The organism is Pseudonocardia sp. N23 (assembly GCF_002583555.1).
In the GTDB taxonomy this organism is placed as follows: domain Bacteria; phylum Actinomycetota; class Actinomycetes; order Mycobacteriales; family Pseudonocardiaceae; genus Pseudonocardia.
Map to the genome: position 1 here is coordinate 25687 of NZ_BEGX01000019.1, position 13085 is coordinate 38771.

The 13085-nt window shown below is 69.4% G+C and carries 18 protein-coding genes; 15 read left to right on the top strand and 3 right to left on the bottom strand.

Annotated features, from left to right (window positions below; translation table 11 throughout):
- Positions 1–381: 381 nt before the first annotated feature.
- On the top strand, positions 382–1110 hold the full coding sequence (locus TOK_RS06970) for a VIT family protein (RefSeq protein ID WP_098957011.1): 729 nt from the start codon (positions 382–384) through the stop codon (positions 1108–1110).
- A 68-nt stretch (positions 1111–1178) separates the two neighbouring features.
- On the opposite strand, the gene TOK_RS06975 is transcribed toward TOK_RS06970, so the two are convergent.
- Both TOK_RS06975 and TOK_RS06980 read right to left on the bottom strand, forming a co-directional pair.
- Positions 1179–1625, bottom strand: a complete 447-nt coding sequence (locus tag TOK_RS06975) for a phosphatase PAP2 family protein (RefSeq protein WP_098956976.1) — start codon at positions 1623–1625, stop codon at positions 1179–1181.
- Positions 1626–1819: 194 nt separating this feature from the next.
- A complete protein-coding gene (locus tag TOK_RS06980; protein WP_098956977.1) occupies positions 1820–2890 on the bottom strand; it encodes a substrate-binding domain-containing protein in 1071 nt (356 codons plus the stop codon).
- Between the two features lie 50 nt (positions 2891–2940).
- Between TOK_RS06980 and TOK_RS06985 the strand changes: the two genes are divergently transcribed.
- The 4 genes from TOK_RS06985 to TOK_RS07000 all read left to right on the top strand — a co-directional run bounded on the left by TOK_RS06985 (position 2941) and on the right by TOK_RS07000 (position 5311).
- Positions 2941–3432 carry a MarR family winged helix-turn-helix transcriptional regulator gene (locus tag TOK_RS06985; RefSeq protein ID WP_098956978.1) on the top strand — a complete coding sequence of 164 codons (492 nt, stop codon included), beginning with the start codon at positions 2941–2943 and terminating at the stop codon, positions 3430–3432.
- A 155-nt stretch (positions 3433–3587) separates the two neighbouring features.
- Positions 3588–4289, top strand: a complete 702-nt coding sequence (gene nthB, locus TOK_RS06990) for a nitrile hydratase subunit beta (protein WP_098956979.1) — start codon at positions 3588–3590, stop codon at positions 4287–4289.
- Positions 4290–4319: 30 nt separating this feature from the next.
- A complete protein-coding gene (gene nthA, locus TOK_RS06995; RefSeq protein ID WP_098956980.1) occupies positions 4320–4943 on the top strand; it encodes a nitrile hydratase subunit alpha in 624 nt (207 codons plus the stop codon).
- The gene (locus TOK_RS07000; RefSeq protein ID WP_098956981.1) at positions 4940–5311 is read left to right on the top strand and encodes a nitrile hydratase accessory protein; all 372 of its coding nucleotides are present in this window, start codon (positions 4940–4942) and stop codon (positions 5309–5311) included. Before nthA ends, TOK_RS07000 begins: the two co-directional genes overlap by 4 nt.
- A 70-nt stretch (positions 5312–5381) precedes the next feature.
- On the opposite strand, the gene TOK_RS07005 is transcribed toward TOK_RS07000, so the two are convergent.
- A complete protein-coding gene (locus TOK_RS07005; protein WP_098956982.1) occupies positions 5382–6398 on the bottom strand; it encodes an acetamidase/formamidase family protein in 1017 nt (338 codons plus the stop codon).
- Between the two features lie 159 nt (positions 6399–6557).
- Between TOK_RS07005 and TOK_RS07010 the strand changes: the two genes are divergently transcribed.
- From TOK_RS07010 to TOK_RS07055, 10 genes are all read left to right on the top strand, one after another.
- Positions 6558–7079, top strand: a complete 522-nt coding sequence (locus TOK_RS07010) for a DUF1097 domain-containing protein (protein WP_098956983.1) — start codon at positions 6558–6560, stop codon at positions 7077–7079.
- Positions 7080–7248: 169 nt separating this feature from the next.
- Positions 7249–7602, top strand: coding sequence for a hypothetical protein (locus TOK_RS07015; protein WP_172457452.1), 354 nt, complete (start codon positions 7249–7251; stop codon positions 7600–7602).
- Positions 7603–7916: 314 nt separating this feature from the next.
- The gene (locus tag TOK_RS07020) at positions 7917–8219 is read left to right on the top strand and encodes a tautomerase family protein (protein WP_098956985.1); all 303 of its coding nucleotides are present in this window, start codon (positions 7917–7919) and stop codon (positions 8217–8219) included.
- A gap of 249 nt (positions 8220–8468) precedes the next feature.
- On the top strand, positions 8469–9002 hold the full coding sequence (locus TOK_RS07025; protein WP_141566291.1) for a DUF421 domain-containing protein: 534 nt from the start codon (positions 8469–8471) through the stop codon (positions 9000–9002).
- A 75-nt stretch (positions 9003–9077) separates the two neighbouring features.
- Positions 9078–9887 (top strand): 2-keto-4-pentenoate hydratase, encoded by an 810-nt coding sequence (locus tag TOK_RS07030; protein WP_098956987.1) that lies wholly within the window; start codon positions 9078–9080, stop codon positions 9885–9887.
- Positions 9884–10654, top strand: a complete 771-nt coding sequence (locus TOK_RS07035) for a 2-keto-4-pentenoate hydratase (protein ID WP_098956988.1) — start codon at positions 9884–9886, stop codon at positions 10652–10654. The genes TOK_RS07030 and TOK_RS07035 overlap by 4 nt, the downstream gene beginning before the upstream one ends.
- Positions 10655–10665: 11 nt before the next feature.
- On the top strand, positions 10666–10884 hold the full coding sequence (locus tag TOK_RS07040) for a tautomerase family protein (RefSeq protein ID WP_098956989.1): 219 nt from the start codon (positions 10666–10668) through the stop codon (positions 10882–10884).
- A complete protein-coding gene (locus tag TOK_RS07045; protein WP_098956990.1) occupies positions 10881–11585 on the top strand; it encodes an alpha/beta hydrolase in 705 nt (234 codons plus the stop codon). The genes TOK_RS07040 and TOK_RS07045 overlap by 4 nt, the downstream gene beginning before the upstream one ends.
- Entirely contained in the window at positions 11582–12091 is a 510-nt protein-coding gene (locus TOK_RS07050; protein ID WP_098956991.1) for an aromatic-ring-hydroxylating dioxygenase subunit beta, read from the top strand. Before TOK_RS07045 ends, TOK_RS07050 begins: the two co-directional genes overlap by 4 nt.
- Positions 12092–12101: 10 nt before the next feature.
- Positions 12102–13085: an amidohydrolase family protein gene (locus TOK_RS07055; protein WP_172457453.1), complete on the top strand. Its 984-nt coding sequence runs from the start codon at positions 12102–12104 to the stop codon at positions 13083–13085.

The following is a 13085-nucleotide window of genomic DNA, read 5'->3' on the forward strand; positions in this document are numbered from 1 at the left end:
AGCTCGACCGCGCCCAGACGGAGACGCTGTTCCTCTCCCCCGCCTGACCCCCTCTCCGCGTCGAGGAGACCACCGTGTCCGCACACACCACCACCCTCGACCTCTCGCAGACCGACACCGTCCTCGGCGCCTGCAACCCTGCCCCCGCCAAGGGCGCCTCCGCGCGGCTACGCGCCGCACTCGACCGGTTCCCATGTGCGACAGCGCTCGGCATACTCCACCCTCTCACCGGTCCGGACCAGGAGCGGCGCTCGGACCGAGGGAGCAGCACCGTTGACTGCGACCGCCATGGTCTCGGGAGGAAGGGAAGGGTGAGCCTCGTTGACCGACGACGGCACGACCGCGGCCGGAACCCCGCAGGACGGACCCGGCAGCCCGCCGGTGGGCAACACAGCGGGCGCCCGGCAGGTACACCTCGGTGAGGCCCACGTCGGAGGGCTGAGCTCGCGGCTCAACTGGCTGCGCGCCGGCGTGCTGGGCGCGAACGACGGCATCGTCTCCGTGGCCGGCCTCGTCGTCGGAGTCGCCGGAGCGACACTCGAACGCGGCCCCATCCTCATCGCCGGTGTCGCCGGGCTGACCGCCGGCGCAGTATCGATGGCACTCGGGGAGTACATCTCCGTCAGCAGCCAACGCGACTCCGAACTGGCCCAGCTCGCCACCGAACGCCATGAGCTCGTCAAGGACCCCGAGGCCGAACTCCACGAGCTCGCCGCCCTCTACGAAGCCAAGGGCCTCACGCCGGCTACCGCACGCACCGTCGCGACCGAGCTCACCGCCCACGACGCGCTCGCCGCGCACCTCGACGCGGAGCTCAACCTCAACCCCGACGAGCTGACCAGCCCGACGCACGCCGCTGCGGCATCAGCGCTGTCGTTCCTGCTCGGCGCCGCGCTCCCGCTCATCGCCATCCTGCTACCACCTCCGGCGTGGCGGGTCCCTGTCACCGTGCTCGTCGTACTCGTCGCGCTCGGCCTGACCGGCTGGATCAGCGCCCGCATCGGTGGTGGCGGTGCCCGCCGCGCGGTTCTGCGGGTGGTCATCGGCGGTGCCGCAGGACTCGCCGTCACCTACGGCATCGGACACCTCTTCGGCGCCGCAGTCGGGTGACTGGCCGTGGCGCCGGAGCAACGAGACTCAGGAGCGTCGACACATGCTCGTCGCGCGACCAGGCCTGCTCACGCCCTCGGGCTCTTGCCGGCCTCACGCCGGGAGCAGATCACCGGCCGCAAAGAGGTGTCGCGCAACCGCTCGGCCACGGCAGCCGCCGGGCCGCGCAGTCCGAGCACCACGGCGGCGGCCACAGCCGCCCCGAACAGCAGGCCCACCGCCACATCAGTCGGATAGTGCACCCCGACATAGACCCGCGAGAACGCCAGCAGCAGCGCGAGAACCGCAGCCACCACCCCCAGCCTGCGCTGCAGGATCCATAGGCCAACCACGAGCGCACCGGCGATCACGGCGTGGTCGCTGGGCATCGAGTAGTCCGTGCTGCACGGCAGCAGCACCTGTGCGTCCGGCATCGCGGCGCACGGCCGGGCTCGCCCGATCGTGACTAATGCCGACACCCCACTATTGCCGAGAGAACAAGACAGAACTCCCCGAATCAGACCTGGAATTGCCATGGTCGACTGACTGCGGTTCACATCACGAGCGCAAGATGGTCAGCGCGAACGGCAAGTACGCCATATCGCAGGCATCCTCCGGCAGAGGTCGGGACTCACGCACTCGACTCACTGAATCCACCAGCCAGTCGAAATTAACATACTTTCAGACCGATTTACCCGCGCAACTCACCGACAACTTGGGTGAAGCTGGGTCAGACAGTGGTCAACTGGTCCTGAATGTCGAACTCCAGCTCCTGGGCCACCGCCATGTAGACGCTCTGTTCGAGCTGGTTTCCATTCATTCGCACAGTGCCCCGAGGACCCTCGTAGACCAGACCCTCGGCGGCGGTGATCATCCGATAGACGTCGAGACTGCCGGCGCGCGTGACCAGTTGAGCGAGGAGGAGCATTGCCTCGTAACAAGACTCGCCGATGCTGTTGAGCGGAGGTGCACCGGCACCGAAGCGCTGGTAGTACCGCGCTGCAAACTCCAGGCTTTGCGTCGTATTCAGTCCGTCGAAGTATCCCGCCGCCGCAAACAGGCCGGTATTGGCCGCCCCGCTCCCTGCCAGCAGCATATTCTCTTCGACGTGGGGACTGAGCCTCTCCACCACGCCGACAAGGCCCCATTCAGCGAATTGCCGATTGAACTCGACACCGTCCTGACCGACGAGCAACATCATCACTGTGTCAGCGCCGCACACTTCGATTTCGTGCAGGACCCGTGAAAAGTCAGTGGTGCCCAGGGGCACATATGTCTCGGCCAGTAGCGGCGTCCCCGCTCGCCGCGCCTCCAAGCGTGCCACGGCGCCGGTCAGACGCGGCCAGATGTAGTCATTCCCGACGAGCAACCAACGCCGCGCCCCGAGCTGGCTCGTCATCCATTGCATGGCGGGCACAAGTTGCGACGCCGGAGTCTCTCCGGCCATGAAGACACCGGGTGTGTTCTCTCCACCCTCGTGCAGCGGTGCGTAGACATAGGGAACGCGGTGCGCGGTCCGGCGTGCGACCTCTCGGCGCACCGCCGAGATGTGCCAACCGGTCACGGCGTCGACCGCACCCATCGTAATCAGGGCGTCGATCTGGTCGGCGACGATCTCGGGAGGAGCGGAGCCGTCGACCACGGTCAGGCGGACCTCGCGCCCGAGCAACCCGGACCGGGCGTTCAGCTCTTCGACGGCGAGCGTTGCGCACGCCTCACACGATGCCCCGTAGATGCCGGCCGAGCCCTGCAGTGGCATGACGAAGGCGAGGTCGACCGTGTCGCGTCCAGCACGACTCATCAGGTCTCCTTCGACTGCTCAGGCTTGCCCCTCGAACTGTCTCATGTGAAATGCTGTCGCTTGAAAACATCGTGTTTCAGGGAGGGATGCTCGGCATGGAAGACCCTACGGCCCCGGTCAGCCTCGCGCTACTACTTGCACAGGCCGAGAGGCATGCGAACGACCGGCTCGACGAGGTGCTGCGGGCAACGGGACTGACCGTCGACCAGTACCGCGTGCTGCTGCAGCTCACCGACGGACAGGGCCACTCGATGGCCGAGGTCGCAGAGCAGGCAGTGCTCGCTCCAGCGACGCTGACGCGGGTCGTCGACCGACTCACCCAGCTCAATCTCCTCCATCGGCGGGTCGACCCCGTGGACCGCCGACGCGCCCTCCTCTACATGTCGCATCGCGGGGAGCCGCTGATCAGACAGGTCATCAACGAGGAGGAGGCCGTGAAGGAGGAGCTCGAGACGCGACTCGGAGTGGTCGATTTCAACCACCTGCTCGACACCCTGACCAGGATGATCTCCGCACAAGAGGCGAGCTCGACCGCGGGCTGACGTGTACTCAGGCGTGCGAGACGCGACGACGATTAGTCGTTCCGGGTGAAAACAAACCATATGAAATGAAACTTGCCCTCACCGCGTCTAGGGTCCTCGCACGGCGCCGGAGCACGGCGTCGTGCACGACGACGACGTGGAGGAGTGACCCGCCGATGCATGGACCGCACGATGTAGGTGGCCGCGACGGCCTCGGCCCGGTGATCGAGGTCTTCAAGGACCCCGAGCAGCCGCCTTTCCGGTACCCCTTCGAGGGTCGTATGCATGCCCTCACCGCCATGGCGATCGTAGGTGGCGCCTTCAATCTCGACGAGCAGCGCCACGGCATCGAACTGATGCCGTGGGCGCACTACACGGACTCGAACTACTACGAGCACTGGCTCTACTCGGTCGAGAAGCTGCTCAACGACAAGGGGATCATCACCCACGAGGAGATCGACGAACGGGTCCGCACCCAACCAGCGGGTTCATTCACCGCGAACCCCTCGAAGCCTGCTGAGCTCAGCCCTCTCGCCGAGAAGATGATGAGCGTCCTGTGGGCTGGCTCTCCGCACAATCTCGACACCGACGAGAAAGCGCGGTTCTCGCCCGGTGACACCGTTCGAGTCCGCAACATCAACGTCGCGACGCACAACCGCCTTCCCGGCTACCTGAACGGCGCGGTCGGCGTCGTGCACTGGCACCACGGAGCTCATCACGATCCAGCGTCGAGCGCCCACCGCCAGACCGACGAGCCCAACCACCTCTACACGGTTCGATTCGACAAGGCCGATCTGTGGGGTTCCGAGGTCGCAGCGGGACAGGGCGACTTCCACCTCTACGCGGACCTGTTCGAGAGCTACCTCGACGCCGTCTGACCCACCTGACCAAAGCGGGAGAGCACAACCATGACCACCCCCGAAAAACTCGAGAGCGGCAAGCTGAGCTGGATGTCGCTCGACGACGTCGAGGCCCGTGTCCGAGCGTTGGAGTCGCTGCTCGTCGAGCGTGGCCTGGCCGAGTCCTCGGCCGTCGACGCCGTTGTGAACGCGTTCGAGAACGACATGGGCCCGATGAACGGCGCCAAGGTCGTCGCCCGTGCGTGGACGGAACCGGACTTCAAGGAATGGCTCCTGCGCGACGCCACCGCAGCGATCGGGTCGATGGGCTTCACCGGCCTGCAGAGTGAGCACCTGCTGGCCGTGGAGAACACAGACGATGTGCACAACGTCATCGTGTGCACGCTCTGCTCGTGCTACCCGTGGACACTGCTGGGGATCCCACCGGCGTGGTTCAAGTACCCCCAGTACCGTGCGCGGGTCGTCAAGGAGCCGCGCGAGGTTCTCGCGGAGTTCGGCGTGCAGCTCGATCCGCACGTGCGGATCGACGTCTGGGACACCAGCGCCGAGCTGCGTTACCTGGTGTTGCCCCAGCGTCCTGCCGGTACCGACGGCTGGAGTGCCGAGCAGTTGGCTGGGATCGTCAGCCGCGACTCGATGGTGGGCGTCGCGATCGTGGACGAGCCGGCGTGACCGCGTCGATCACCGTCCCCGACCTCGACGGCGTCGCGGCGATCCCACGCTCCAACGGCGAGCCGACCTTTGACGCACCGTGGCAGAGCCGCGCGTTCGGCATGGTCGTGAGCCTGCACGAGCAGGGCCTGTACCGGTGGGACGAGTTCAAGACCCTGCTGATCGACGAGATCGAGCGCAGCGGCATCACCGACACCTGTGACCCGGCGGTGTACTACCGCCAGTTCACAGGTGCCTTCTTCCGCCTGCTCGAGGCTCGAGGCATCCTCTCGGCCACCGAGCTCGAAGTGCGCACCGACGAAGAAAAACGGCTGCTCGCCCACGAGGACGAGCACGCCGACGGCCGCGGCCATGGACACGGTCACTGACGCGTCGCACGTCACCACCGGAACCAGGCCGGCGTCGCAACGACGCCGGCCTGGTTCGTTCGTCACGAACTCAGAGGACCCTGGACGCACGCTCTCTCAGGTCGCGGTGGATGGCACCGTAGGCGGCGGCCTCCGGCAGCAGGGACTTCCGGACCTTCGTGACCGCGCTGTAGTTGACGTCGACGACGTTGGCGATCGGTGTGAGGGAGATCTGGGTCAGGAGCTGGTAGGCGTCGAGCTGGTCGAGTCCGTGTAGCTCGCTGAGCCAGTCGACCATCTCCACCTGCCCGATTCGCCATGCGTCCTCCAGTGGGCGCGAGGAACCGACGGTCATGATGAACTCGTCGTTCTCCATCCGAGGCCAGGCCGGAGCATGCCCCTTGATCAGCTCGACGATCAGCGTCGAGTCCATTGCACCCTCGATCGCCGTTCCACAGCTCTCGCCCTCACCCTGCCGGTAGTGACCGTCGCCGATCGAGAAGAGTGCGCCTGGAACGTTGACCGGGAGGTAGACGGTGGCGCCCGCGCGCATCTCGGGCGTGTCCATGTTGCCTCCGAAGTTGTCGGGGGTCAGGGAGGTCCGGACCTCCCGCAGCGGGGGAGCCACCCCGACCGTCCCGAGCATCGGTTCCATCGGAAGCTCGACCGAGAACGGCTCGCGACCGGCGACGGGTCGCCGCGCTTCGAACAGAGCGACGTTCCGCGCACGGTCGATCTGATAGATCCAGGTGAGTTCGGGCAGCGGTTGCTGGAGCGTTCTGGTGCGGTCGGTACCGGTCAGGCCGCCGAAGAACGGGATGGTGGTCGACGCTGCCCAGTCCCGGGCGGGGGTGAGGTCGACGATGTGCAGCACCAGCGTATCGCCCGGCTCAGCACCTTCGACGTAGAAGGGTCCCGTCTGCGGGTTCAGGTACCGCGTGTCGAGCAGTTCAGTCGGCCGGTCGGTCGTGCGCTGGAGCACCCCGCCGAACGCGTCCTCGCTCCACAGTCGCAGCACGTCGCCGGCTTGCACCGTCCGGACCGGAGCCGCGCCCCCGAACGTGAAGACGTAGTCCGATGGTGTCGGTCGGAACTCGATGTCAGCCATCCGTACTCCTCCTCATAGATTTCATGTGAAATGATATCTTGAGGATGGGCGTACTGGAAGCTATAGTTTCAGCAGCTCATAGCTGCTCTGAAGCTCCTGAACACAAAGTTCCGACCGAAATTACTCTCTTCGGGCCGAACTCCATCGAGAGGACCCGACATGGGCGAGAAGACTGCACTCACGGTGTCGGTGGGTGTATGGGGAGCGATCTCCACCTGGCTGACGGCGACGATCCTGCCCTTGCCGGTGTGGGTCGTCTTCCTCGCGTGGGCGTGCGCATTCCTCGTAGGAAGCGGCGTACGGGGCGCCACCCTGTCGGCGTTGGCCAACCTGGTGGGCATCGCCGTCGCGACCGTGACGCTCCTTGCGATCAATGCTGCAGGCGGCAGCACGTTGATCCTCGGGATCGGGGTCGGACTCGGCAGCGCCCTGATGATCGCGCTGTCGCGGATCCTGGTACTCAGCGCGACGCCGGCGATCGTGGTGGGATTCGCCGTCACCGTCGCGACCATGGTCGCGACCGATGTGCCGATCACTCACGCAGGCGCCGACCACCCCGCCCTGGTGGCGGCAGCCGCCGTCGTGGCGGGAGCCGTGTTCGCGGTGCTGTCGGGACGCACGGCGGCGCTGCTCACCGCTCGTCGAGACGATCCTGACCCGGTCGGCGAAGCGGCAGCGTGACGCGGCCCGCACCCACCACATGCTTCCATGTGCAACCTTTCCGAAGGAGCACTTCCACCATCCACGAGGTGACATGCTCCGAGATCGTCGACCCGGGGCTGCAGACGACGGTCCAGGACCACCCCGGTCGTCTCGGCCGGCAGGCGCTCGGGTTCTTCCCTCGGGCCCGATGGACCTCAACTCCGACCGCCTCGCTGTCCGGCGCGATCCCCATCGCTTCGAATGGGCCCGAGAGCAGGAGGGCCACGCCGGCGGCCATCCCTCGAACATCCTCGACAGCAGCTACCCGGTCGGCGGCATCCTCGCGTACGGCGACGTCCTCACCATGCTCGGGCCCGACGGCAACTCCTCCGGAGGCGTTGCCGTCATTGCGACCATCGCAGAGGCGGCGGTGTGGAAGGTCGGGCAGTTGCGGCCAGACCGCGCGTCGATCAGCTTCCGCGAGATCGACCTGACTCAGGCCGCCGCTCTCGACCGGCACGTCGAGCAAGTCCTCGACGCGCGCCACCTCGAGCAGAAATGAGCCCGACTTCGTCGAGAACGGCCGCGCGGTACCGCCGTTCGTCAGCAACGAGCGCGACGTCGCCGCGGTGACGGCGGGAGTCGGCGCCATTGTTCGGGCCACGTGAGGTCCCCGACGGCCTGTCCCAGCAGGTGAGAGCAGGAATGGCCGGGCTGAGTCGCTCGTCCGGAGCATCCGCAGATGTCGGGCACCGCCGACTCATCTCGCCGGAGTGGCGAATCAGCAGTCCTTTGTTGTCCAGAGTGTGCATCGCGGCGCCGAGCGCCGTGCCCCACCCTGGGTTGTCAGCACTCGACAGCTGGAGGTCGACCCCTATGCCGTTCATTCGCGTGGACTGGTTTCCCGGCCGCACCCTCGAGCAGAAGCCCGAGCTCGCCGAGGTCGCGACCCGTGAGTTCTCGCGGATCGCCGACTGCAGGCCTGAGACGATCAACTTCATCGTCACGGAGGTGGGCAGGGAGACCTGGGGGACGCAACGGGACGTTGCTCTGCGACGCGTACGAGTACGAGCGACGAGAGCGCTGGGAGCCGATCCCGGGCGGGCGCCCCGGACGGGAGGTGGTCCCACGTTGCAGCACAGCACGAGTGGTCCTGCGAACGCGGCTGGCGGCACGTAACCGCGATAGTCGGGGTAGCGAGCCGGCATTTGGTCGACAGCCGCCGCGTTCGCGGGTTCCGCCGCTCTTCGACACCGCGGACGACCCGCTCACGACCGTGACGAGCGCCTCCCTCGTCGTGGTCCACTCCCGGGACCGATTGCGCGACGGGTAACACTCCCTCGCCAGCATCGGGACGGACCTGGACGCATCCGGGATCGGCCGCGCTGAGCGTCCGGGCGGGTGCCGCGGCTCCTGCGGAGGAATGCAGTGCCCGATCATCTCGGAATCGATCTCACTGCGGCAGTGCGGGTCGTCGTCGCAACTGTCGCGATGTACCTGTTCTTCGTCGCGCTCGTACGGATCTCGGGCCAGCGCAGCCTCGTCGCCCTGTCGGGGTACGAGCTGGCCTGCGTCGCCGCAGCCGGCGCGGTGCTCGGCCGGACGACGCTGCTCGAGGTGCCGACCCTCGGTACGGGGGTCGTCGCGCTGACGACGTTGTTCGCCGTCCAGCGGCTGCTGGGCCGCTGCCGGCGCATCCGTGCCGTCCGGCGCCTCCTCGACCGCGACCCCGTTCTGCTCATGGACACCGGCGGGATGCGGCACGAGGCGATGCGCCGGGCCCGGGTGACCGAGGACGAGATTCGCCAGCGGCTGCGGCTCGCCGGCATCGGGGACCCGCGCGAGGTGGGGTGGGTCGTCCTCGAACGAACCGGGCAGATCAGTGTCGTCCGAGCGTCGTCGGGACTCGACCCGACAATGCTCGCGGACGTGCGCGCACAGGCGCCCGACCGGTCCACCTGACACCCCGCGAGCCGGCCGGTCCACTCGGCGGACCGATCGCTACTGCGGCGCCCACGCAGCTCCGACGCTGGGGCCATGTCACTCACCGAAGAGGATGTCCGGCGGCTGGCCGCACAGCTGTGGGACGCGGAGCAGCGCTCGGTCCCGGTGGAGCCGATCAGCCGCCGGCACCCCGGCGCCGACGTCGACGACGCGTACCGGATCCAGCTCGAGGGCATCCGGCTGCGCGTCGAGCAGGGCGACTCCGTGCGAGGTCACAAGGTCGGCCTGACCGCCCGGGTCATGCAGCAGCAGTTCGGCGTCGACCGCCCCGACTTCGGCCACCTGCTCGGGTCCATGTTCCATCCCGAGGGCGAGCCGCTGCCCGTCGACGCGCTCATCGCCCCCCGCGTCGAGCCCGAGCTGGCGTTCGTCCTGGACCGGCCGTTGCAGGGACCCTGGGTGACCGTGGCCGACGTACTGGCGGCGACCGCCTTCGTGCTCCCGGCCCTGGAGATCATCGACTCCCGGATCCAGGACTGGCAGATCGGGATCGTGGACACCGTCGCCGACAACGCGTCGTCGGCGCGGGTAGTGCTCGGCGGGGTCCGGACCCCGATCACCGGGCTGGACCCGCGGCTGATCGGGGTGGTCCTGCGGCGCAACGGCGAGATCGTCGAGACAGGTGCGAGCGGCGCGGTGCTGGGCAACCCGGCCCAGGCCGTGGCCTGGCTCGCCAACACGATCGCACCCGGTGGCGGGGCGCTCCGCGAGGGCGACCTGATCATGCCCGGGACCTGTACGCGCGCCGTGGACATGCGCCCCGGGGACACCGTGCGGGCCGACTTCGAGCACCTCGGTCACGTGGGCGTCACCTTCAGCTCGGCCGTGGGGAGTGCGGCATGACCGACGTCGCGACATGGGCCGCACGGCTCGACGACGCCGCGACCGCACCGGCGCCGATCACCCCGTTGAGCGGCGACGGGCTGACAGACCTGGCTGTCGCCTACGAGGTGCAGCGCGGCGTGGTCGCGCTGCGGCTGGGCCGCGGCGAGCGGCTCGTCGGCGGCAAGCTCGGCCTGACGAGCAGGGCGAAGCAGATCGCGATGGGCGTGGACCGCCCGCTCCACGGGCTCGTCACCAGCGGAATGGTCCGCACCTCCGGCAGCCGGCTGTCGCTCGAGGAGCTGATCCACCCGCGCGTCGAGCCGGAGATCGCGTTCGTGCTGGGGCAGCCTCTGGAGGGCCCCGGCGTCACGGTCGCCGACGTTCTGGCCGCGACCCGCTACGTGTGCCCCGCGCTCGACGTGATCGACAGCCGGTACGAAGGGTTCACGTTCACCCACCTCGACGCCGTCGCCGACAACGCGTCCTCCGCCGTGTTCGCGCTCGGGGACGACCTGGTCGCGCCCACGGGTGATCTCGCGCTGACCGGCTGCGTGCTCGAGGTCGACGGCCGGGTCGTCGAGTCCGCCGCCGGTGCCGCCGTGATGGGGCACCCGGCCGCGGCCGTCGCCTACATGGCCAACCAGCTGGTGGCCACCGGCCGCCGCCTGGAGGCGGGCTGGGTCGTGCTCTCGGGGGGCCTCACCGCCCCCGTCCCGCTGCTGTCCGGCAGCACCGTCACCGCCACGCTCAGCGGGCTGGGCAGCGTCACCCTCGGCGCGGAGTAGAGGAGATACCCATGCCGTTCATCCAGATCAACCTCGGTGCCGGCCGGACCCCGGAGCAGAAGGACGCGCTGATCCGCGCCGTGTCCGCCGCGGCCGCGGAGGCGATCTCCGCGCCGGAGACCTCCGTGCGCGTCTGGATCGTCGAGATCCCCGCGACGGAGGTCCTCGTCGGTGGGCAGACCCTCGCCGAGAAGCAGCGGGCCGGCTCCGGGCCGAAGGCCCCGGCATGACGCACTTCGTCCTCGTGCACGGCGGCTGGCACGGACCGTGGTGCTGGGCCGACCAGATCGCGGCGCTGCGCCGGCGCGGGCACGACGCCACCGCCGTCACCCTGCCGTCGGACGAGATCGGGCCCGGCGCCGCGGCGTACGCCGACGTGATCGCCCGCGCCGTCCGCCGGCCCGGGCACGACGTCGTCGTGGGCCACTCGCTGGCCGGACTCGCGATCCCGCTCGTACCCGACCGCGTCCGGATCGGCGCCCTCGTGTTCCTCGCCTCGCTGCTGCCGGACCCGGGCCGCTCGTGGCGGAACCAGCTCGGCGACGAACGGCCCATGGCCGACTGGTTCTACACCGAGGGGCTCCCCAAGCAGGACCGCGACGACCGGGGCCGGACCGTGTGGCCGGCCGACGTCGCGACCGAGCTCTTCTACCACGACTGCCCGCCCGAGGTCGCCGCCGCGGCCGCGGCACGGCTGCGCCCGCAGTCGCCCACGCCGGTCGCCGAGACGACTCCGTTGGCCGCCTATCCGGACGTGCCGATGCACTACGTCGGCTGCCGGTCCGACCGGGCGGTCTCGGGCGCCTGGGCCACGGCCGCCGCCCGCTCGCGGCTGGGGACCGGGGTGACGTGGCTGGACGGTTCGCACAGCCCCTTCCTCGCCGCTCCGGACGGGCTGGCCGAGGTCCTGCTGACCCTGGAGACCCGATGACCGGTCCGCTCACCACCGTCCCCGCCGCCCTCCAGCACGAGGTGGAGCAGTTCCTCTACCGGGAGGCGGCGCTGCTCGACGGGTGGCGCCTCGACGAGTGGTTCGCCCTCATGCACCCCGACGTCGAGTACCGGGTCCCCGCACCGGGGTCCGACCACCTCGACCCGCGGCACACGCTGCAGGTGATCCACGACGACCACACGCGCCTCGGCGGCCGGGTCGTGCGGCTCACGAGCAAGCACGCCCACGCGGAGAGCCCGCGCTCGCGGACCCGCCGGTTCGTGACCAACGTACGGCTGGACGGCCCGCCCGGGGAGACCGGGGAGATCACGGTCGCCGCGAACTTCCACGTGATGCGCACCCGGCTCGGCAAGCTGGACCACTTCCTCGGCACCTACCGGTTCGTCCTGGTGCCCGACGGGGCTGGTTTCCTCGTCCGGGAACGCGTCGCGACCCTCGACCACGGGATCGTCGAGGCGGGCGGCACCGTCTCGATCATCCTGTAGGGGCCCCGACGTGTACGACGTGCACACCCACGTGGTGCCGCCCACTACCCCGTTCCTCGACCGCCTCGCGGCGACCGATCCGCGGTGGGCCCGGCTCGAACCCGGGCCGGACACCGGCGACGTCCTCGTGGCCGGGACGGTGTTCCGGACCGTCCGGCGCGTGGCCTGGGACCTCGACGCCCGCCGCGACGAGGCGGCGGCGGCAGGCGGAACCGGCCAGCTCCTCTCGGCGATGCCGGAGCTGTTCGCCCCCTGGGCCCCGCCGGGCGACGGTGCCGACTACGCCTGGGCCTTCAACGACTGGCTCGCCGGGGAGCTGGGGCGCCACGGTGGCTTCTACGCCGGGCTCGGCCTCGTGCCGCTGCGCAGCCCCGACGCTGCCGCGGCCATGCTGGCCGACGTGGCCCGGGCCGGGCTCGTCGGCGTCGAGCTACCCGCAGGCCCACCGACGGCCGCCCTGCACACCGCGGCCTGGGCCGGGTTCCTCGACGAGGCGGAACGGCTCGGGCTGCTGGTGTTCGTCCACGCCGTCGGCGGCGCCGGGGTCGCGGACTACCCGCACCCGATGGCCGCGAACGGGGTGCTGTTCCCGGCCAGCATCGGCACCGCGATCGGTGGCCTGATCGCGACCGGCGCGATCGCCGCCAGGCCCGGACTGCGGCTGTTGGCGAGCCACGGCGGCGGCTCGCTGGTCACCGAGCTGCCGCGCATCGACTTCCTGCGGGACACGACCCCCGCGTTGCGGGAGCTGATGCCGGAGTCGGCCGTCGTGTCCGCACGCCGGCTCTGGTACGACCCGCTGCTGTTCGACGCGGGCCTGCTGCGGCACCTGGTCGAGGTCGTCGGCCCCGACCGCATCGTGCTGGGCACCGACCACCCGTTCATGCCGGCGGATCCCGTGGCCTTCCTCGACGACCCCCGGCTGCCGGCCGGCTTCGCCGCCGCCGTCCGCATGCACAACCCGGCCGCCCTGCTGGGCCTGCCGACCTCGTAG